The sequence below is a fragment of the Vibrio tarriae genome (assembly GCF_002216685.1).
In the GTDB taxonomy this organism is placed as follows: Bacteria; Pseudomonadota; Gammaproteobacteria; order Enterobacterales; family Vibrionaceae; genus Vibrio; species Vibrio tarriae.
Genome location: NZ_CP022353.1, coordinates 1,067,197 through 1,088,703, shown reverse-complemented (window position 1 = coordinate 1,088,703; position 21,507 = coordinate 1,067,197). Strand labels below are relative to the sequence as shown.

Here is a 21,507-nt window from a genome sequence, read left to right as displayed (position 1 = left end):
GTTCAGAAACATCTGATAACTAAATAGTTTTTTCTTCAGAAAAAACAGAGAGTTCACTCGAGAAATAATTGTAATATTTTGAAAGTAAGCGACTTACTATTAGGCGGTAAGTCGCGGCATTGAAAGCACACATCGTGTGCTCCGAAGAGCCACGATGTATTAGCGTAAATCAAGACCAAGATAGTGAGCTATTGTGGCACTTTTACATGATGGAATAAGCGATACAGTACCGGCACGACAATCAGAGTCAGTACGGTCGCAAAGCCCAAGCCAAACATTATGGTCACCGCCATAGGCCGGAAGAAAATATCCGGCAGCAATGGGATCATACCGAGTATGGTGGTGACCGCCGCCATACAGACGGGACGAACACGGCTCAAAGACGCATCGACAACCGCCAAATACGGATCTTTGCCAGAGTGCATTTCAATTTCGATCTGATCCAGTAACACAATGCCGTTCTTGAGTAACATACCCGAAAGACTCAAGAAGCCGAGCAAGGCCATAAACCCAAACGGCGTATTCAGCGCCAACAAACCTGTCGTCACCCCGATCACCGCCAAAGGTACTGTCAGCCAAACGATCAGCGACTCCTTCACCGAGTTAAATAAGAATACGGTGATAAGGAACATGAACAAATAACCCAATGGCATGGTTTTAAACAAAGAAGCTTTAGCATCACCGGATGACTCATACTCACCGCCCCATTCAAGGAAATAACCCGGCGGTAAAGGAATGGCTTCAATCTGTGGCTGCAAACGCTGTTGTAACGTGGCCGCGGTTTCTTCGCCTAACAAATCTGGGTCCGCCATCACCGTCAGCATGCGCTTACGATTTTTACGCACAATCAGCGGATCTTCCCAACGCATTTCGTAACCAAGGGTCACTTGCTGCAATGGAATATACTCACTCAGTGCTGGGCTCCAGATTTTCATGCCTTCGATATTACGAATGTCCACCCGCTCTTCTTCCGGTAAACGTGCCACAATCGGCATCAAGGTGGTGCCATCACGATACACCCCTATGGTTTTACCCGAGAATGACATGGCTAAAAACTCATCCACATCCGCCTTGGTGATCCCATAACGACGCGCTTGGCTTTCATTAAACTGCGGCTCCAACACTTTGGTGCGTTCACGCCAATCGTGGCGTATGTTGTAGGCACCGGGGTCAGTGTACATCACATCCATCACTTGCGCTGCGATACTGCGCAGTACCGTTGGGTCTGAACCTACAATGCGCGCTTCAATTTTGGCTCCGCCACCTGGCCCTAACTCAATCTGTTTCAGCTTGTAGTTAATCTGAGGATAGCGGGCGTCTAAGTGCGCCCGAAAACGCGCCATCAAGGCAGCGAGCTGTTGGTAGTCCGTAACACGTGTAGTGATCTCACCGTAAGCGGCATAACTTTTCTCTGGTGAGTAAGTCAGCATGAAGCGTTGTAGACCTTTGCCTGCGGTAGTGGTCACGCTGTCGACACTTTCTTGAGCCGACAACCATTTTTCCAGCTCTAATAAAATGGCATCCGTCGCTCGAATGTCCGTCCCTTCAGGCATCCAAACATCGACCATAAACATAGGGGTGGTCGATGATGGGAAGAAAGCTTGTTTCACTTTGGTAAAGCCATACAAACTCGCTGCAAGTCCGAGCACCAACACGCCCATCGTGAGCCAAGCGCGCTTCATACAAAACTCAAGGAATCGGCGATAGACCACAAAGACAAAACCTTGGTAGGGATCACTTTCTTCACCACTGGCTGGCGCTTTCTGACCACGGAAGAACAGATCGGCAAAAAATGGCGTCAGCGAAATGGCCGTAAACCAACTCAGCATCAACGAAATAAGCAATACCGTGAACAAGGTTCCACAGTATTCACCCGTTGCATCTTCCGAAAGGCCAATAGGCGCAAAGGCAGTCACGGCAATCACTGTCGCCCCGAGCAGTGGCCATTTGGTTTGGGTGACAATGTCCGTTGCCGCTTGCAAGCGCGTTCGGCCTTTCTGCGTGCCAATCAAAATCCCCTCGACCACCACAATCGCATTATCCACCAGCATCCCTAAAGCGATAACCAGCGCGCCCAATGAAATACGCTGTAGGTCGATTTTGAAATACTGCATGAAAATGAAGGTGCCCAGTACGGTCAAAAGCAGGATCAGACCAATCAACAGCCCCGAGCGCAGTCCCATAAAGAACAGTAATACGATGATAACGATGGCGACCGCTTGTCCAAGGCTCACCACAAAACCACTGACCGATTTATCGACTTCTTTGGGCTGGCTATACACTTCGGCAATATCAATCCCGATCGGTTGTTGATATTTGAGCTCGGCCAAACGGCGATCGAAGCGTTGCCCGACTTCCACCACGTTGACGCCTTGAGCAAACGAGACCCCCACGTTAAGCGCGAGCTTACCGTTAAAGGTGATAACGTTACTTGGAACTTCCACGTAGCCACGTTTAACTTCGGCCACATCGCGTAGATAAATCAGCCCTTGTGCGCCCCTTTCGCTCAGGATCAGGTCGCCCAATTTCTCCACATCGTCAAACTCACCTGTCGGATGAATGCGAATATACTCAGAGCCGATCCGGATCGCTCCGGCATCCGAGACTAAGTTTTGTGTCGAGAGCAGATTGAAGACGGTTTGCGGCGAAATCCCTAGCGTACTGATCCGTTTCATCGAGATCTCGATGAAAACCTGCTCTTGCTGCTGCCCGCTGACTGAGACTTTACTGACGCCATCAATTAACTCCAATTCACGGCGCAGATAATCCACATAATCAAGTAGCTCTTTGTAGCTGTAACCTTCGCCAGTAACCGCCAACAAGATGCCATACACATCACCGAAATCATCGATCACCAAAGGCGGATTCACACCCGGCGGTAAAGCGCCTTTTAAATCATTCACTTTACGCCGCAGCTCATCCCAGATTTGCGGCAAATCATCCGGGCCATAATTGTTTTTCATTGTCACCGTGATCTGGGATAAACCACGGCTCGAAATCGAATTCACCTCATCGACATAAGTTAATTGCTGAATCGCTTTTTCCAGCGGATAAGTCACTTCCTCTTCCACTTGCTGAGGAGTTGCCCCCGGATAAGAGGTCACCACCATGGCATCTTTAATGGTAAAAGCGGGGTCTTCCAAACGTCCTAAATTAAAAAATGCGGCCGTCCCTCCAATCAAAAAAATCAGCGAAACCATCCAACTGATCACGCGATTATTGATGAAGTAAGCGGCAACACCTTGGTTCTCATTATTCTCTGGCGGGGTCTGCTTCTGTTCACTCATGGCCACGCTCCTCAAGGACTTGTACTTTCATTCCATCTCTCAATCTTGCAACGCCAGCGACCACTAAACGATCTCCCGCGTTAATTCCTTCACTGACTTGAACATGGCTGCGTGACGCTTTCGCTAACCGCACCTGACGTTTGCTCACAGTATTGTCGTTGTTTAGCAACCAAACGTATTGAGCGGTTTTGTCTAACTCATCACCGTCGGCATTAAAAATCGCCTCAATCGGAATACTGATGGTGTTGAGTGGGTTTAGCCCGACATGTTGCCCTTTGGCACTCACTTCAACAGCCATGCCATCCAAGATCAGTTCTTGCTCTGGCATGGGCAGAGAAAGGGTGACAGTAAATGTCCCCGTGGCAGGGTCTGGCTCAGTGGTGAATTCTTTGATACGTGCGGGATAAACTTGACCACTTGGGACACGCACCACGGTTTCTATCTTCGCCAACTCGCTGGCCGTCGGTTGTGTCGCATACAGGCGATCAGGCAGTTGAATCAAAACTTCAACGCTATCGATATTGTGAATATTGACGATTTGTTGGCCAACCTGAACACTTTCAAACTGCTCGGCGCTGACACGCGAGATGATGCCATCGATTGGTGCGCGTAATTGGGTGAAGGAGAGACGAAGTTTCGCCAACTCTAGCTCAGCACGAGCGATTTGGCGCTGCGCAGCAATTTCATCAAACTGTGATTTGGCTAATAAGCCCTTTTCGACCAGTGGTTGTGAACGCCGATATTGACTATCAATCACGGAAAATCGAGCTTGAGCATTATCGACAGCTAAACGGTAATCGGTTGGCTCAATTTCAGCCAAGATGTCGCCTTGCTTAACGCGAGCGCCCTCTTTGACATGGAACTTACTGATTTCACCTGCCACTCGAAAACTCAAATGAGAACGTTCAGCCGCATTGGCCACCGCCGGAAAAAAGAGCTTATCACTGACTTTTTCACCTGCCTGCGCCACCTTTACTCGCGGTAGCGTATCGCGTTCAAGCTTCGTGGGTTCACTGCATCCTGCGATCAAGAGTAAGTGAGCCAACCAAGCGGTGTAACGAATTATTTTCATCCTACAGTCCTCGCTCCTTGACCCATTCACGCACTTTTATGCCCTCGGTCACGCCACTGACACCGGAAATAATGATCCGGTCACCATCACTTAAGCCTGTAAGCACTTGGCGTTGATCATTCAAAGTGACCGCTGCTTTACTCACCAGCCCCGCTTCATCGACTCGCCATACGTATTTTCCCCCTTGCTCTGCAAACAATGCAGAAGTGGGGATCACCGTCGCGCTACCGCTCGGAGCCATGAGGCTTACACGTCCCGCCATACCCGGCAAAATGCCGACATCATTGGGTCTTTCCATCACCATAGTCACTTTATAGGAGCGGGTTTTGGAATCGGCCTCAGTATCTATCTCTTGAAATTGCAGCGGATATTGGCGGTTAGGGAACGAGTCAAACACCATATGTGCTTCTACACCATCGCGAGAAAAGCGATTAAGCAAATGATCGGGAAGGAGAAACTGCACTTTGAACAGTTGATTGGTTTGAATATTCATCACCCCTTGCTTAGCTGCGACATACTCATACTGCTCTGCTGGGATCAGCGAAATAGTGCCATCATAAGGGGCGATCAATTGGGTATAACGCAGATTGGCTTTGGCTTGTTCCCAGGTGGCTTTCGCGGAATTGTGATTGGCTTGAGCTTGGTCGAAATCCTGCTCGGACACGACTTTGTCTTGTCGTAATCGCTGTGCCCGCTGAAATTGCACATCGGCTAATTGAAAATTGGCGTTGGCTTGCTGTTCTAACAACGCATATTCGTCAGGGTTGAGTCTGGCAAGTACCTCACCTTTCTTCACCTCTTGTCCGGCTAAAACATCAATGGTTTGTAGTTGTCCGGGTACACGGAAAGCGAGCACCGCGCGATCGCCAGCCGCCGTAGTGGCTGGAAATTGGCGAGAAAAGGTGTTGTTACCTACGGACACAGTCGTCAATTTAGCTGGCCGCGAATCGGGCTCAGGCACGGGAGGAAGCTCTTTTCCACACCCCACCAGCAAAGTGGAACAGATGGAAAAGGCCAAAAGGGTTTTGTTCATACCAATTACCTATGCTTAGACATAGCTCAAACATAGGTGAATCAGTGCGTTAACTCCACTCGCGCCATCGGTTTTTAACCAAATATTAGCGAAAGTGAGAGCGGCATTTCATACCGCTCAATAATAACTCGCGCCTATCTATTCACTACGATTTGTGATTGGCGCTTGTGACTAGAGTTTGCGAAACTCGCGGTTGACCTTAAACGCTTCGGAGGTGACATACGCCTCCACACCACGAATTCGAGTCTCGACTTGGCTGAGATCGCGATCTAGCGTGTGCAACAGCTCTTTTGGTGCTTGCCCTTGTGCCCAAGGTTTGCTTTTCAGCGTATGCTCTTGCTGACTGCGAATATCTTCGCGGTACTGCTTCGGTAGCTTCTCCAGCATCAGAGCCATGGCCACATAAGCGACCAGCACTAAAAACGTCCCCCCCAGCAAGGCGGCGGTGATCACTAAAATTCGCACCAGCCAAACCTCTAGGCCGAAGTAGTTCGCTAACCCTGCACAAACCCCCGCTATTTTGCCGTTATATGGGTCGCGGTACAGCTCGCGTTTACTCATAGCGATTTCTCCAGTTTGGGGTTTCATCGTCCAAGATCCGCTCTAAGGTTTCCACGCGGTCTTGCAAGCGATTTGCCTTATCCGACAGGGTGCGCAGAAGTTGCAGCTCCTCATCCGATAGACCATCCCCGGTTTTGCGTTTACTCCGGTAGTGGAGGATCAGCCACAGCGGTGCAACAAAGATACAAAAAACGATCAATGGCACAGCGATAAAAAATGAGGACATAGTCTACTCCCAATTATTGGTCTGATTTCATCTGAGCTTTAAGCTTGTTGAGCTCTTTTTCAATCTCATCTTGTGCTTGTAGCTCAGCAAATTCTTGCTCTAAAGAGCGCGCTTGGCCTGATTGTGCATAAAGATCGGCTTCCGCTTCCAGCTCATCGACTTTACGCGAGAACTGCTCAAACTTTGCCATCGCTTCTTCGGTACGACCCGCGTGCAAATGACGCTGCACATCGCGACGATGACTCGCCGCTTGGCTACGAATCGCTAACGCTTGCTGTTTCGCACGAGTTTCAGTGATTTTGGTTTCTAGCTTACCAATTTCGCCTGTCAGCTTTTCAATGGTTTCTTCGACAAGCGTCTGCTCTGTGTGCAAGCCTTTCAGTACATGTTGCAGTTTCTGCTTCTCGATCAGTGCCGCGCGCGCCAAATCTTCACGTTGTTTAGTCAGCGCCAGCGTCGCTTTGTTCTGCCAATCCTCTAACTGCTGTTCAATCGACTCCAATTTACGCGCCAGCTCTTTTTTATCTGCCATTGCTTTGGCTGAATTGGTACGCACTTCCACTAACGTATCTTCCATCTCCTGAATAATCAGGCGGATCATTTTTTCTGGATCTTCTGCTTTATCCAGGAGCGCGCTAATGTTGGAATTTACGATGTCTGCAAAACGAGAAAAAATACCCATGACGTTTCTCCTATCCTTCAGTGCCAAACACTGAGATTACCGCTGCAGCCCCATGCTGTGCGTTGGTTGCAAAGATAAATCCAAATTACGTGCCAACTTTTAAATCCATATTTTTCAAACAATTACAAATATACCGACTTTTTCACTCAGCATGCTATGATGAAATTCACCAACAGTTGGTCAATTTCACCACTTTGAGGAAATAGAGGATGCAACAGAGCTTGCTCGGAGAGTCACCTGCGTTTTTAGCGGTGTTAGACAAAGTCTCACGTTTAGCGCCGATCGATCGTCCTGTGCTGGTCATTGGCGAGCGCGGAACGGGTAAAGAGTTGATCGCTCAGCGCTTGCACTATTTATCAAAACGTTGGGAACAACCGCTGGTGTCGCTAAACTGCTCAACGCTCAGTGAAGGGCTGATCGATTCAGAGCTGTTTGGCCATGAATCAGGCTCGTTTACTGGAGCCAAAGGACGCCATCAAGGACGTTTTGAACGTGCCGAAGGCGGTACGCTGTTTTTAGATGAATTGGCCACTGCACCACTCTCAGTGCAAGAAAAACTGCTACGCGTGATCGAATACGGCCAATATGAACGTGTCGGTGGCAACCAAGTATTAAACGCGAATGTGCGCTTGGTATGTGCAACCAACGCGAATTTACCGCAAATGGCTCAGCAAGGCACATTTCGCGCAGACTTACTGGACCGACTGGCGTTTGACGTGATTCATTTGCCCGCACTTCGCCATCGGCCAGAAGATATTGCGCTGCTTGCCGAACATTTTGCTATTCGCATGTGCCGTGAACTACAGCTGCCACTCTTTGTTGGCTTTAGCCCCAATGCATTACACCAACTGCAAGCCTACTCTTGGCCGGGCAATGTACGTGAGCTGAAAAACGTGGTGGAGCGCGCGGTGTATCAACATGGATTGAATAGCCAACCAATTGATCAGTTAGTCTTTAACCCGTTCCAATCCAGTGACATTGTCACTGACGAGTCTGAGCAGGTTGACGTTCGCCATACCACTCGTACCGACTTCCATTTGCCTCTTGACTACAAGGCATGGCAGCAACAGTGTGATATTGAGTTGTTACAAGCGGCACTCACGCAAGCGAAATTTAATCAAAAGCACGCCGCGCAGTTGCTGGGACTCAGCTATCATCAATTTCGAGGCATGATGAGAAAGTACCCACAAATGAACAGTGAAAACGCCTCACCTCACGTTGAGTGATATGCGGTAAATGCGCCTTTTCACTTGGTTTCGTTCGAAAAACAATGGTAAATTAGCGGGATTTTGAGGCTTGCCAGACTCTGGCCAACGCCTCGTGACTGACTCAGATCACTATGAATGCATTATTACGATTTACGCTAGGACTGTGCAGCATCTCTATGCTGGCAGGATGCGGAGAAAACATCGACCACAGAAAGATCCGCAGTAGCGGCTTTGTCTACTGTGGTGAAAGTGCGCCGACTACCTTTAACCCGCAGCTGGCGGATAACGATATCACTTCTGATGCACTCGGCCCGCAGATCTACAATGCCTTGCTGACGATTGACCCCGAAACACACTTACCGATTGCCAGTTTAGCCAGCAGTTGGATGGTCAATAGCAACGGACTTGAGTATGTATTTAAGCTGCGCCCCGATGTGGCGTTTCAAACCACTGCTTGGTTTAGCCCAACACGTCCACTTAATGCCGATGATGTGGTGTTCAGTTTTCGACGCATTATTGACCCAACCAACCCTTACCACAAAATAGGCCAAACTCAATATCCTTGGTTTAAAGGCATTGATTTTCAGAATCTATTGATTGATGTCAGCGCAGTCGATGACTTAACCGTAAAGTTTGTGCTTAGCCGACCTGATAACAGTTTTTTATCCAACATCGCCACCAGCCACGCGGTGATCCTGTCATTGGAATACGCCAATCAGCTCATCATTGATGATGAAAAAGAGAAGCTGGATAACCTTCCTCTGGGTACTGGGCCTTTTTACCTTGCCGAATACCATCCGCGCGATTTAATTCGCTTGAAACGTCATCCCCAATATTGGGAAGGTGCGGCAAAAGTCGAGCAAGTGGTGTTTGATATTTCACAACGTGGGACTGGCATGCTGGCCAAATTGCTGCGCAATGAATGTGATGTGCTCAATGCACCGATTTCCAGCCAGCTGCCCGCGATTGAAAAGAACCAAGATATTGTGCTGCAAACCACACCCGCGATGAATGTGGCCTTTATCGCGGTGAACACTCAACATCCTGCGTTGAATGACAATCGTGTACGTAAAGCACTCAATTTCGCAATTAATCGACAAAATATCTTAGATTCCGTCTATTACGGCACAGGAAGTATTGCTTTTACCATCTTGCCCCCCACCTCTTGGGCCTATCAGCAAGATACTGCGCAGATTCGCTACGATCGCAAGTACGCGCAAGCTTTGCTGCGTGAGGCGGGATTTGCAACGGGGCTGGAGCTGACCATGTCAGTGCCTGTAGAGCCGAAAGCGTACAATCCTAGCCCACGCAAAACGGCAGAGCTGATCCAAGCCAATCTCGCCGACATTGGGGTGACATTACGCCTTATCAGTGAAGATCGCTCTGAACGCCAAGAGCTAAACGTACGCAACAATATTGACCTGTACTTAAGTGGTTGGACGGGAGATACGGGCGACCCGGATAACTTTTTACGCCCTTTACTCTCTTGTGATTCAAACCGCGCAGGCCTTAACGTCTCTATGTGGTGTGACAGCGATTTCGACTTTCTGTTGGACTTAGCTCTAGAGGCCAATAAACCGCGCTATCGCCTCAATTTGTATCGTCAGGCACAAAACATCCTGAATCAGGAATTTCCGGTTATTCCTCTCGCCCACGGCATACAATTTACCGCCTATAGCAAATCATTAACGGGCGTTCGCATTAGCCCATTTAATGTTCAGCCATTTAATACCGTTGAGAGGTTGGCCGAGTAATGTTCGTATATACGGTCCGTAAATTTAACTTATTCATCATCACCTTGCTCATCCTGACTATGGTCGGCTATAGCTTGGCCAGATTTGACCCTCACTCACATTGGACGCTGATTGGCTTTTGGCAAGGGTGGTCGAGCTATTTGGTACAACTGATGGAGCTCAACTTTGGCCTGAATAAAAATGGAGTACCCATTATCCATGAGTTAGCCGTGGTATTTCCCGCAACCATTGAGCTGTGTGCCATTGCTTTCATCTTATCCCTGCTGATTGGCATTCCGATCGGCACTCTGGCCGGAATGCGGCAAGGAAAATGGCTGGACACCATTATCTCGTTCATTTCTATGTCTGGTTATTCAGCGCCCATTTTCTGGCTAGCACTGATGATGATCATGGTATTTTCGCTGCATTTCCCGATATTTCCTGTGGCAGGACGCTATGACTTGCTGTACCAAATTGAACACATTACTGGTTTTGCCTTGATTGATGCCTTTTTGTCGCAGTCGGCCTATCGCAGCCAAGCGCTACAAAGTGTGATAGAGCATTTAACGTTACCCTGCTTAGTTCTAGCACTCGCGCCAACCACGCAAGTGATCGGTCAAATGCGTGCTTCGGTTGCCGAAGTGATGAATCAAAACTACATTCGTGCAGCCAAAATTAAAGGCTTATCTAACTACGAAATCGTTACTCAGCACGTCTTACGCAATGCGATCCCACCGATGATCCCCAAATTTGGTGTTCAGCTTTCCAGCATGCTGACCTTAGCCATTATTACTGAATCGATCTTTAACTGGCCGGGCATTGGCCGTTGGTTATTGGATGCATTGGCAAACCGTGATTTTATGTCGATTCAAGCGGGCGTGATCGTCGTCGGTACTCTGGTCTTAACGGCCAATATACTCTCAGATTTGATTGGCGCGGTAGCTAACCCCTTGGTAAGGAAAGAGTGGTATGTTAAGCGATAGTATTTATCAAGAAGAACATATTCCCACCCAGTTTGAGCGTTTCTGGCGTAGTTTTCGTGCCAACAATCTCGCCATGTTTGGCTTGTGGTCTTTGTTTTTTATTGCACTGGTGACGATTTTATCGCCTTGGATTGCTCCTTACGACCCGCAAATGCACTCGAGCGTGCTGCTAATGCCTCCTTCATGGGAGCCAGAAGGAACCGTTGACTATTTCCTTGGTACCGATGATTTGGGTCGCGATATTTTGTCTCGTCTTATCGATGGTTCACAACTCAGCATAGGCGCAGCCGTATTGATTACGCTGATTGCAACCCTAATCGGTGGAACAATTGGCGCGTTGGCAGGTATGACCAAAGGACTACTTTCTAGCACCCTAAACCATATTCTCGATACGGTAATGTCCATCCCCTCACTGCTACTGGCGATCATTTTTGTGGCTTTTTTGGGTGCTGGTGAATTCAACATATTACTGGCGATTGGTCTGGCACTGATCCCACGTTTTATTCGTTCTGTGTATGTCGCCGTACACAATGAAATCGAAAAAGATTATGTGATGGCGGCGCGTTTAGATGGTGCAAATCAATTTTATCTGCTTTGGCATTCGATATTCCCTAACGTTTTACCCGTCATTGTGGCTGAAATCACCATGGCACTCTCGATTGCGATTCTGGATATCACCGCGCTCGGATTTTTAGGGCTTGGTGCTCAATCGCCCAGTACAGAGTGGGGAGCGATGCTCGGTGATTCGGTAGAACTTATCTATATCGCTCCATGGACAGTGACTCTTCCCGGTTTAGCCATCATGTTCACTGTGGTCGTCATTAACTTGGTGGGTGATGGCGCACGCCAAGCCCTCAATGCGGGAGTCGAATAATGCCGTTACTTGATATTCGTCACTTGACGATTGAGATTGATACTCCGCAAGGCCTTGTGAAAGCGGTAGATCGTATGAGCCTAACCATGAATGAAGGGGAAATTCGTGGCTTAGTGGGTGAATCGGGCTCAGGTAAGAGCTTGGTGGCGAAAGCGATTGTCGGTATTTGTAAAGAAAACTGGCGCGTCACGGCCGATCGTATGCGCCTTGGCAATATTGATTTGCTACAACTCACTCCGCGTGAACGCAGACGCGTGATTTCGCGTGATGTCGCGATGATTTTCCAAGAGCCTTCAACCTGTCTTGATCCGTCTGAAGAGGTTGGGCGACAACTGATTGAGTCTATCCCATTTCGCACCTTTGAAGGACGTTGGTGGGAGCGCTTTACTTGGCGGAAAAAACAGGCGATTGCTCTGCTGCACAAGGTCGGTATCAAAGATCACAAAGACATCATGTCCAGCTACCCTTATGAGCTGACGGATGGCGAGTGTCAGAAAGTGATGATTGCGATGGCCATTGCCGCTAAACCGAAATTGCTGATCGCAGATGAACCCACCAACGACGTGGACCCCATCACTCAATCGCAAATTTTGCGTTTGCTGAGTCGCATGAATCAGGTCAATAACACTTCGATTCTGCTCATCGGCCATGACTTAACCACCATTACTCAGTGGGCGGATCGCATTACGGTTATGTATTGCGGGCAATCGGTGGAATCGGCGGAAACTGCAAAAATTGTGGCAGAGCCAAAGCACCCCTACACCGCAGCGCTGCTGAAAGCCATGCCAGATTTTAGTGACTGGATCCCGCACAAACAGAAATTACAATCTCTCCCCGGCTCAATTCCGCCACTGCAACACTTACCGATTGGCTGCCGCTTAGGGCCACGTTGCCCTTACGCTCAGCGTCAGTGTGTTGAAGTCCCTCATTCGCGCTGGGTAAAAAACCATAAATTTTCTTGCCATTTCCCGCTCAACATGGAGTCGCCACAATGAGTGCGCTGTTAGAAGTCACCAATCTGCACAAAGACTTTGTCACTCGCTCAGGCTTTTTACGCAAACAGATCCAACATGCGGTAAAGCCGGTCAGCTTTACTCTTGAAGCAGGACAAACCATTGGTTTTATTGGTCAAAATGGCTCAGGGAAATCCACCCTCGCTCGCATGTTGGCTGGGATGGTTGCACCGACCGGTGGCGAGATCCGCGTCAACGGAGAGTTGTTAGAACACAAAGACTACTCGACGCGCTGTAAATTGATCCGGATGATTTTCCAAGACCCGAATACCTCGCTCAATCCACGTTTACAGATTGGGACGATTCTGGAAGGGCCGCTGAAACGAAATACCAGCATGACACCTGAGGCGCGAATGCGCCGCGTAAAAGATACTTTGCAGCGTGTGGGCTTGCTGCCTGAGCATGCTTATTTCTACCCTCAGATGCTGGCGACTGGACAAAAACAGCGTGTCTGCTTGGCTCGTGCGCTCATCTTACAGCCTTCCATCATTATTGCCGATGAGGCGTTGAACGGTCTGGATATGGCGATGCGCTCGCAAATCCTCAATCTGTTTTTGGAACTGCAAGAAGAGATGGGCGTCTCCTTTGTGTATGTATCCCAGCATATCGGGGTGATCAAGCACATCACAGACAAAATCATCGTCATGCATGAAGGAGACGTGGTGGAAGCGGGGGAAACTCACGAAGTGTTAGCGGATCCTCAGCATCCCATCACCCAACGTATGATTGAGAGCCACTTTACCAAGGCTCCCACCTTTAAGTATTGAGTGATGAAAAGAGGGATTGCGCTCGGGCTTCTCACCCTTATTAGCCACTGTGCCTTTGGTCAAGAGAATTGGCGCGATCCCGCCTTTATTGAACGGGCATTTCTCAACGTTGCACTGCGTAACGAGTACTCCGCAGGTGAAAAACCACTCAGCAAATGGCGTGGGCCTCTACGCATCTATTTTGATCACCAAGTGCCCGATAAAGCCCTGCATGAGCAATTAGCACGCGATCATGTGCACCACCTCACCCAAGTGACTGGGCACTCGATTCAGGTGGTGACAAACCGTACTGAGGCCAACGTGATTTGGGTGTTCACCCAACAATCAAAGTGGCAACAAGCCTTAGAAGAGTTGGCGGGTAAATCAGCCACCCAAACCATGCATAGTGCAATCTGTCAGGCCAATTATTCCACCAATTCGGCCTCTGAGATTGTTGCGGCTTCAGTCGTGATTCCGGTCGATCAAGCTCGTGACCATGGCAAACTGCTGGCGTGTATTGTCGAGGAGATCACTCAGGTGATGGGACTACCCAATGATTCAGAGCTCGCCTACCCTTCGATCTTTAACGATAAAACGCCGGAAGATTTGCTGTCCCCATTGGATGTGATTTTACTCAAGCTGCTCTACGAACCTGAGTTAAGCAGTGGCATGAGGCAACCGCAACTGCAAAGTTTGCTCAAAGCAAAGCTCAAACAGTACGAGCAGCAAGGTGTGTTAGAGAATGCGGTGCAAGAAGCGCGTTCTTCACCGCTGTATGAGTGGTTACGCTAAATACTTCACCGCACCAGTTAACGGCGGTTAGTGAGTTTTTTTCAATTCAAAGTCAAACTCATCAGGGAACAAAATCACCCCTTCTTCATTGTCGTTAGGAAAAACCACTACGGATAAATCGTCTTGCTCTAAACCTTGTGTCCAGCGACTAAACCATTTGTTCAAGCCAATCGATTCTGGCTCACACTCAGCCCACTCGCCAGTTGCCCACGCTTGCGCAAACTCACGATGTGGCCATACAGGAACGCACTCTTCTTCTTCTGTATTGAGCATAACGCAGCCGTGCTCATCTTTTAAAATCCACACTTGCTGGTTAGCCACAATCTCTTTCAGGCAGTAGTTGAATCGTTGCTCTTGGTCATATTGGTTGATGAGCGCCATTTGCTCTGCGGTTAATGGATTGGACATGTTTTCCCCACCTAATGTTGCCATTCTACTGAACGATGAAATTGCAGGATACCGCCTACAATCAGAGATAAAAAAACGCCCACCGCATACAGCGTGAGCGTTGCTTAACAAGAATGTTAACCGCGAAGTGGCGATCAAGCCAGTTCCGTTTGTAGCCAAGGCCAACCTTGCTTCTTACGGCTTAGGGTGTTTTCCATCATCAGTACGCCATCTTTTGCATGCTTAGCCAGTTTTTCTGACCATTCTCCTTTAAACAGCAAACGAGTTTGCGCGGTGGTGATATCGGTCAGCATCAGTGCTGCAAGAGCCAATGATTCCTCATCACAACGACGTTGCAGATCTGCCTCTAAGGCATCAATCATATCCGCGACTTGCTCTAGCGTAGCCAGTTCAACCTGGCCTACCACCAACTCACGGCCATTGAATGGGTAAGCTTTAAGATCTTTTTCGACCAGCTGCGCCGCACTTAAACCTTCAATGTCAGTTTTCGCAATCAGTAGCGCTTTGATAAAACCTTCCAGATCGGTAATGCCCGCTAATACCGCTAACTCAGCCACCGCATCTCGGTCTTTTTGCGTGCAGGTTGGTGAGGCAAAGCCAACCGTGTCAGACAAAATGGCAGAGATCATCAGTAGCGCGAGTGGGCGTGTGATTTCTGCATTTTCCATTTTGAACAGATTGAACAAAATAGTGCTGGTACAACCGACAGGCCAAATCCACGCTTCCAGTGGATTCACCGTCATCACATCACCAAGACGATGGTGATCGACAATCCCAAGAATTTCGGCTTGATTGAGATCATCCGGTGCTTGCGCTAAATCGGTGTAATCCACTAGCCACACTTGTTCGCCCGCCACGCTGGTACGTAATTCTGGTTGCTCAACGCCTGCCACATTCAGAATATGTTGCGTTTCACGGTTGATTTCGCCTTGGCGTACCGCCTTCGCTTCTAAACCACGCGCTTTTAAAAGCTCAGCCGCCACTAATGCGCTACAAATACTATCACTGTCTGGGTTTTTATGACCAACGACTAAAATCATTCTGTTACCTATTTTCTCTTTGCCATCAAACGGGCGTAAACAAAGGGTGCACTCTACTCAATTTCATAATTTCTTCATGGTGCTAAATCAAAAAAACCTTTTTCTGCCTACAACTCTCTTGAAATTGCGAATAGTTCTCAACTATATTATCGATAATAATTCTCATTCATTGCGCGCGGTATTCTATGAACTCTTTAAAATGGTCAAACATGGCAAATCATCGCGTCCTTGTCTCTCTGTTTAACCTCAGATACAAGCGACTGCTGCTGCCTATCGCTCTCTTTGCTTTGCTTGTCAGTGAGAATACTCGCACAGTGACAGTCGAAACCTTAGCCGATTCATTCTGGGCAGTGTCAACCTATGTGGCCTTTACTTTAGCGATTTATCATTGGGTTTCTCGTTGGCTTGATGGTGCACACGCTTTGGTCAGCGCTTATCACCGCTCGCGAAACCTACAAGTGGTGATTGCCGCTCTACTCGGTGCTTTGCCGGGCTGCGGAGGGGCGATTGTTGTCACAACTCAATTTGTCAGCGGCAAAGTGGGTTTTGGAGCTTTGGTCGCGGTATTAACAGCCACCATGGGCGATGCGGCATTCTTGCTACTGGCTAGTCAACCGGTGACTGGGCTTTATGTGATTGGGATTGGGGTTATTACAGGTTGCGTCACAGGTCTGGTGATCAATGCTCTGCATCGGGATGATTTTATGCGTCCCGCGCTCACGGAACTGAGCAATAAACTGCGGACATCTTGCTGCTCCGCCACTAGCGCCGTCTCTTTTAAAGCGATCAATCTCCAAGGGTTATTCTGGAAATACCTTTTACTCCCTGCATCCCTAGTGGCGTTTGCCTCTTCATTTCAAATCGACATCAACCAAGTGTTGTCACTGCCTGAAATGAGTATCGAATGGGTAGGCGCTTTACTGGCCGTTAGCAGTATGTTGCTGTGGGCGCTCACGCAAGAAATTGAAGATTATCAATCCACCGTGAGTGAGGACGATAAAATCCGCACTTCACACCCGATGCAAAAAGCCGCGCAAGATACCAACTTCGTGAGTGCGTGGGTGATCATCGCCTTTCTTGCCTTCGAATTAACTTTGCACTTTACGGGATTTGAAATTGGCGCAAATTGGGGGAATTGGGGCGTATGGATGCCTGCACTTGGCATTGTGATTGGCCTCTTACCCGGCTGCGGGCCGCAGATCCTCGTCACCAGTCTGTACTTGTCTGGCGCACTGCCATTTTCAGCTCAGTTGTCGAATGCCATTTCGAACGATGGCGATGCGCTATTCCCCGCCATCGCGTTAGCACCGAAAGCCGCATTAATGGCAACACTTTATTCTTCCATTCCCGCAGCGATAGTGGGCTACGGCTACTTTTGGCTATTTGAAATATAATTGAAAGACTAAGGGGCAATCAGCCCCTTAGTTTTAGTTGATGTACCCTTCCTACTTGCTTGAAGCTAACCTACTGTCAAAATGGCTCGGCTCTGTAACCCCTTCGCCAGATTTACCACTAACAATTTGCTTGGCTCACTGCTCAGCAACTCACCACTCCAATAGTCATACCACTGCACAGGATGGTTGGCGACCAAGGTAAATTCCTGCTCCTTGCCGTTGAAATTAAACAAGCAGTGCAGATCATTCTTGTCGGTCAGCTCTAAGAAGGCATGCCGCATACTCAATGAGGTGATTTTGGCTGCCTTCTGGCTGTATTGGAAACGTTTAAGTAACCGTTTAATGCTCTGCTTAGCAAACGGAGTGAGTTTCGGCAGTGGATCGCCTGACAACAGTAAACCGCCACTAGCAAGCAACAAATTACGGTGAAATTCGTAGCTAGCGCGATCCGCACTTTGGTTGGGTAGCGGAGTGAGTGTTAAGCAATCTGGGTCAATTTGCCACAGCTGTCTATGTTGCCAAGTGCGCATTAAGGTTTCACGGGCTATTTGACAAAAGCGATCTGCATTGCGCTCAACATCATCCGACACACGCATTGCATCGACCAAACCCAATGATGGCCACATCGGCGCATTACAGCCCAGTAGCCATGCATCACCTGCACCTTCAGCCATAGCCTGCATACCCATACGATAGGCTTCTACCCCAGTAACACCCGATTGAAAACGTCGCCCTCGCAAGGTTCCCCAATAGTTGGCATCAAGCTTAAAGAGCTCAACGCCCCACTCTTCACGCAAGGTTTTAACCACTTGCGTGAGATGCTCCTGCACATCGGGATGTGAAGTATCCAACACATACCACGGCGTGCAACGCCAACCGCCATAAGTGATCTCTTCGGCTTTGAGTGGCTGACCTGCGGCATTTTTCACAAACCAGTCTGGGTGCTGACGAAAAACCGCAGAATCCGCTTCCGCGATAAAAGGGGCAAGCCAGATAGCGGGCTTTTTACCCTGCGCACGAATATCGGCAATCACTTGCTGAATCCCACTCGGGAATTTTTGGGATGGCGTAAGCCAATCCCCCATAAACGCTTGGTAGCCATCATCGAGCAGCACCCATTCCAGTTCGGGGTGACGCTCTGCCAATATCGCGACATTTTCTTTAATATCTTGCTCGGTCACCTCTGCATAATAGGCATACCAAGAGCACCAGCCCATCGGCGCACGATCTTTCAGATGTGGCCTTGGTGGATGATGGCGCGAAATCGCCTCTGCATAGGCTTGATAAAGCTCCGACATCGACTCGCCTTCTAAGCAAATCACGGACTCCAACTGATTGGTGATCCAGTCCTGTGGGCGGGTTTCCTCTCCATCAATAAAAGCGCTTAACACCCAATGTTGCGGGTGGCGGTGCACTTCAAAAAAGCCCGCAAAGCGTTGGCAAGAAGTAAAACCAAACAACAGATAGCGGCCAGCCGCTTCTATCATCAAGGTATTGTAAAAACGCTTTGGCGCATCATGCGGGTAGATGCGGTAACTAAGATTGTTATCTGGGCATCGCCCCACTTCTTGGATATGACTTAGCGTTCCTGATGCTTGCGACAGCATTTGAAACCCATCCCCCACCAAGCGGGCATCCGATTCGACATCCAGTAAAGTGCTAAACAATGGATAACGGCGTTCAAAAGGCCGATTGTGTAACCCAATATACTGCGCAGAAAGCTCATTATCAGAAATCTCCAGTTCAATATCGGCTTGCTGCGCTAGGATCTCTCGCCCATTGGCTAGTCTTAAGTGGCTCATTGACTCTCTCCTTTTTGCCCTGAGTCTCGACATAAACACCAACGCATTACGTTAGGTGTTTCACGTTTTCCGTGATCCACAGGTTTAATTGGCGACAGATTAAGCGGATTTGCTGATAAAAGAGAAGAAAAAAGCCAGCGGCGAACGCTGGCTTGAGGGATAACGCGCATTTTGCGCTAAAGATACCGTTTAGATGACTTCGATTGGGCCACCGAATGAGGTCACAGGAGGAACTTCACCACGGAATTTCTCAAAATCGACGATACAGGTATTCGCAGAAGTGGCTTGCGCCAGCTCTGACGTACCAAGATCGAGAGTCAGTGTATTGGGATCACCGTAAGTACAGATCGCCCCGACTTTTTCAGTCAGCGGGCCATACCAAGCGCCCTCTTCAATCCGGATCACACCGCGTGGGTAGCTATCACTCAGCACCGCGCCCGCTAATAGCTGGCCACGATCGTTGAACACGCGCACCAAGTCGCCATCTTTAATACCTTTGGCTTTAGCATCTATCGGGTTGATGTACACCGGTTCACGACCTTGCACAGCGTAAGTGGCACGGAACGCTTCCGCTTCACACATTTGCGAGTGCAGACGTTTGTCTGGGTGGCACGATTGCAACCAGAACGGATATTTGTCAGAGCCCGGACCACCGTGTGAACGTTCGGTTTTCTCAAACCACATTGGGTGTTCTTGGCAGTGTTCATAACCGTAGCGACCGATTTTACGTGACGTAATTTCGATAAAACCAGAAGGCGTACCCAGTGCATTGATTTCGGGATCTTTGCGGAAATCAGCATGGCGGACCCAAGGTGTACCCGTACCAAAATCAAGGAAGCCCTTTTCCCAGAACTCATCAAATTCTGGCATGGCAAATTTACCTTCGTTGGCTTTCTTACACTCGTTATACAGTGAACGAACCCACATCATCTCGTCCATATCACGGGTGTACTCTTTTTCACGGCCAAAGCGACGAGTCAGCTCAGTCATAATTTCAAAGTCAGTACGTGATTGGAACAGCGGGTCAACTAAACGATGCATTGCAATCAGGCCTTTACCTGAGTATGAGCCATAAGAGTCAATGTCGTTACGTTCCCACTGGGTACAAGCAGGCAGTACGATGTCAGAGAAGCGGCACGTTGCAGTCCAACTGAAATCAATCGTCACCACGGTTTCCAGTTTTTGGAACGCAAGCTTCATCTTGTTGCGGTCTTGATGGTGATGCCATGGGTTACAACCAGAAATCACCATCATCTTGAAGCCCGGCAGCGTCACTGTATTACCGTTATGGTTGATCTTCTTACCCGGCTCAAGAATCGCATCAATCCACCGTGCAACCGGAATCGTGCTGCTGTAGCCGTTGAAATCATTGTTATCCCACTTTGGCTTCGCGCCTTGATCGAGGTTACGTGGGAAACCGCCAGGCCCCGCAAAACCCGTTGATGGTACGCCGATGCCTGAATAGTGGTGACCGTAAGAGATACCACCGCCCGGTAGGCCAATTTGACCAATCATGGCCGCCAATACCGCGCCCATCCAGTACGGCTGCTCACCGTGTTCTTGGCGTTGGATACACCAACCGAACAGCAACTGAGTACGACCGTTCACCAACATACGGGCGAAATCACGAATCGCCTCTGGTTTCACGCCACAGATTGTCGCAGCCCACTCAGGCGTTTTCTCAACCTTATCTTTGCTCTTACCCAGCACGTAAGGGATGAATTCTTCAAAGCCCAAGCAGTAAGTTTCGATGAACTTCTTGTCGTACAGATTTTCGGTATACAGCACATGCGCGACCGCCAACATAAACGCCACGTCAGTTTGTGGGTTGATGTATAAGTGATCATTTTGCAAAAAACGCTGTGTTTTGTTTTTCACTGGGTCAACAGAAACAACGTTGATCTCGCCTTTCGCCACTTTCTCTTTCAATTGATCGAGATAGCTGAAAGACTGGTGTGTTTCACAGTTCCAACCCACTTGCAGGTTTTTCACTGGATCGTTTGCCCACAAGATGATGTTGTCTGAGTTTTCTAAAATCTCAGTCCAAGAAGTCCCTTGTGCGTAAACTTCGGTCGAACCTAGCACGTAAGGCATGATGGTTTGGCCAGCACCGGTTGAGTAATCCCCGACTTTGGTGATGTAGTTACCATGCATACCCACAGCGCGCTGCATCATCGCGGTACAGTTGTGGAAAGCACCGGTTTGGTTCCAACCTGTTTGACCTGCGTGCAGCGCCCAAGGGCCGTATTGCTTCTGAACGCGCTCGAGTTCGCGGTAGAACAGGTCAATCGCTTCATCCCAAGTCACACGGATAAAACGGTTGTTACCACGGGTTTCCGCGCTGTATTTGTGTTTTTTCAGCCAATCGAGACGCACCATTGGGTAACGCACGCGAGATGGGCTGTACAGAATGCCTTGAATGCCGTTCAGCATTTCCGTTGGGTGGGTATCCAACTCCAACGCTTTCAGCTCTTGTACCTTACCGCCGTAGATGTGGGCGCGGAAGGCGCCCCAGTGAGAACCGGAGACTTTCCAAGTTCCCGTGGTTTCTGCCGCTTGGGCAGAAACTGAGGTCAGTAGGCTTGGGCCAATGATCGACGCCGCACTGGTGGTTGCGACACCTTTCAGAAAACTTCTTCGTGTAATCGCCATG

18 protein-coding genes are annotated in these 21,507 nt (G+C 49.0%); 8 read left to right on the top strand and 10 right to left on the bottom strand.

What is annotated here, in order from left to right; all coding sequences use genetic code 11:
* Positions 1 to 188: 188 nt before the first annotated feature.
* The 6 genes from vexK to pspA all read right to left on the bottom strand — a co-directional run bounded on the left by vexK (position 189) and on the right by pspA (position 6,861).
* Entirely contained in the window at positions 189 to 3,287 is a 3,099-nt protein-coding gene (gene vexK / locus CEQ48_RS10695) for an efflux RND transporter permease subunit VexK (RefSeq protein WP_198301257.1), read from the bottom strand.
* A complete protein-coding gene (locus CEQ48_RS10690; RefSeq protein WP_000691876.1) occupies positions 3,280 to 4,359 on the bottom strand; it encodes an efflux RND transporter periplasmic adaptor subunit in 1,080 nt (359 codons plus the stop codon). The genes vexK and CEQ48_RS10690 overlap by 8 nt, the downstream gene beginning before the upstream one ends.
* A gap of 1 nt (position 4,360) precedes the next feature.
* Positions 4,361 to 5,392, bottom strand: coding sequence for an efflux RND transporter periplasmic adaptor subunit (locus CEQ48_RS10685; protein WP_089071221.1), 1,032 nt, complete (start codon positions 5,390 to 5,392; stop codon positions 4,361 to 4,363).
* 171 nt (positions 5,393 to 5,563) lie between these two features.
* Positions 5,564 to 5,953 (bottom strand): envelope stress response membrane protein PspC, encoded by a 390-nt coding sequence (gene pspC / locus CEQ48_RS10680; protein WP_162808091.1) that lies wholly within the window; start codon positions 5,951 to 5,953, stop codon positions 5,564 to 5,566.
* Positions 5,946 to 6,179, bottom strand: a complete 234-nt coding sequence (pspB, locus tag CEQ48_RS10675; RefSeq protein WP_000093876.1) for an envelope stress response membrane protein PspB — start codon at positions 6,177 to 6,179, stop codon at positions 5,946 to 5,948. The genes pspC and pspB overlap by 8 nt, the downstream gene beginning before the upstream one ends.
* 13 nt (positions 6,180 to 6,192) lie before the next feature.
* Positions 6,193 to 6,861, bottom strand: a complete 669-nt coding sequence (gene pspA, locus CEQ48_RS10670) for a phage shock protein PspA (protein WP_089071219.1) — start codon at positions 6,859 to 6,861, stop codon at positions 6,193 to 6,195.
* Between the two features lie 209 nt (positions 6,862 to 7,070).
* On the opposite strand from pspA, the gene pspF reads away from it, so the two are divergent.
* From pspF to CEQ48_RS10635, 7 genes are all read left to right on the top strand, one after another.
* Positions 7,071 to 8,087: a phage shock protein operon transcriptional activator gene (pspF, locus tag CEQ48_RS10665; RefSeq protein WP_001187701.1), complete on the top strand. Its 1,017-nt coding sequence runs from the start codon at positions 7,071 to 7,073 to the stop codon at positions 8,085 to 8,087.
* A gap of 152 nt (positions 8,088 to 8,239) precedes the next feature.
* Positions 8,240 to 9,823, top strand: coding sequence for an ABC transporter substrate-binding protein (locus CEQ48_RS10660; protein WP_198301292.1), 1,584 nt, complete (start codon positions 8,240 to 8,242; stop codon positions 9,821 to 9,823).
* Positions 9,823 to 10,785: an ABC transporter permease gene (locus CEQ48_RS10655; RefSeq protein WP_089071217.1), complete on the top strand. Its 963-nt coding sequence runs from the start codon at positions 9,823 to 9,825 to the stop codon at positions 10,783 to 10,785. The genes CEQ48_RS10660 and CEQ48_RS10655 overlap by 1 nt, the downstream gene beginning before the upstream one ends.
* Complete coding sequence (gene sapC / locus CEQ48_RS10650; RefSeq protein WP_089071216.1) at positions 10,772 to 11,659, top strand: putrescine export ABC transporter permease SapC; 888 nt, start codon at positions 10,772 to 10,774, stop codon at positions 11,657 to 11,659. Before CEQ48_RS10655 ends, sapC begins: the two co-directional genes overlap by 14 nt.
* On the top strand, positions 11,659 to 12,654 hold the full coding sequence (locus CEQ48_RS10645) for a peptide ABC transporter ATP-binding protein (RefSeq protein WP_071180637.1): 996 nt from the start codon (positions 11,659 to 11,661) through the stop codon (positions 12,652 to 12,654). The genes sapC and CEQ48_RS10645 overlap by 1 nt, the downstream gene beginning before the upstream one ends.
* Positions 12,651 to 13,439 carry a peptide ABC transporter ATP-binding protein gene (locus CEQ48_RS10640; protein WP_001275032.1) on the top strand — a complete coding sequence of 263 codons (789 nt, stop codon included), beginning with the start codon at positions 12,651 to 12,653 and terminating at the stop codon, positions 13,437 to 13,439. Before CEQ48_RS10645 ends, CEQ48_RS10640 begins: the two co-directional genes overlap by 4 nt.
* Positions 13,440 to 14,210, top strand: coding sequence for a DUF2927 domain-containing protein (locus tag CEQ48_RS10635; protein ID WP_089071215.1), 771 nt, complete (start codon positions 13,440 to 13,442; stop codon positions 14,208 to 14,210).
* Between the two features lie 27 nt (positions 14,211 to 14,237).
* Here the strand turns inward: CEQ48_RS10635 and CEQ48_RS10630 are convergent, their stop codons facing one another.
* Both CEQ48_RS10630 and CEQ48_RS10625 read right to left on the bottom strand, forming a co-directional pair.
* Positions 14,238 to 14,618 (bottom strand): DUF2750 domain-containing protein, encoded by a 381-nt coding sequence (locus CEQ48_RS10630; RefSeq protein ID WP_089071214.1) that lies wholly within the window; start codon positions 14,616 to 14,618, stop codon positions 14,238 to 14,240.
* Between the two features lie 134 nt (positions 14,619 to 14,752).
* Positions 14,753 to 15,658: a manganese-dependent inorganic pyrophosphatase gene (locus tag CEQ48_RS10625; protein WP_000604834.1), complete on the bottom strand. Its 906-nt coding sequence runs from the start codon at positions 15,656 to 15,658 to the stop codon at positions 14,753 to 14,755.
* 185 nt (positions 15,659 to 15,843) lie between these two features.
* On the opposite strand from CEQ48_RS10625, the gene CEQ48_RS10620 reads away from it, so the two are divergent.
* The gene (locus CEQ48_RS10620) at positions 15,844 to 17,052 is read left to right on the top strand and encodes a putative manganese transporter (protein ID WP_089071213.1); all 1,209 of its coding nucleotides are present in this window, start codon (positions 15,844 to 15,846) and stop codon (positions 17,050 to 17,052) included.
* Positions 17,053 to 17,117: 65 nt separating this feature from the next.
* On the opposite strand, the gene CEQ48_RS10615 is transcribed toward CEQ48_RS10620, so the two are convergent.
* Entirely contained in the window at positions 17,118 to 18,854 is a 1,737-nt protein-coding gene (locus CEQ48_RS10615; protein ID WP_089071212.1) for a glycoside hydrolase family 36 protein, read from the bottom strand.
* 189 nt (positions 18,855 to 19,043) lie between these two features.
* Complete coding sequence (gene torA, locus CEQ48_RS10610; RefSeq protein ID WP_089071211.1) at positions 19,044 to 21,506, bottom strand: trimethylamine-N-oxide reductase TorA; 2,463 nt, start codon at positions 21,504 to 21,506, stop codon at positions 19,044 to 19,046.
* Position 21,507 lies beyond the last annotated feature (1 nt).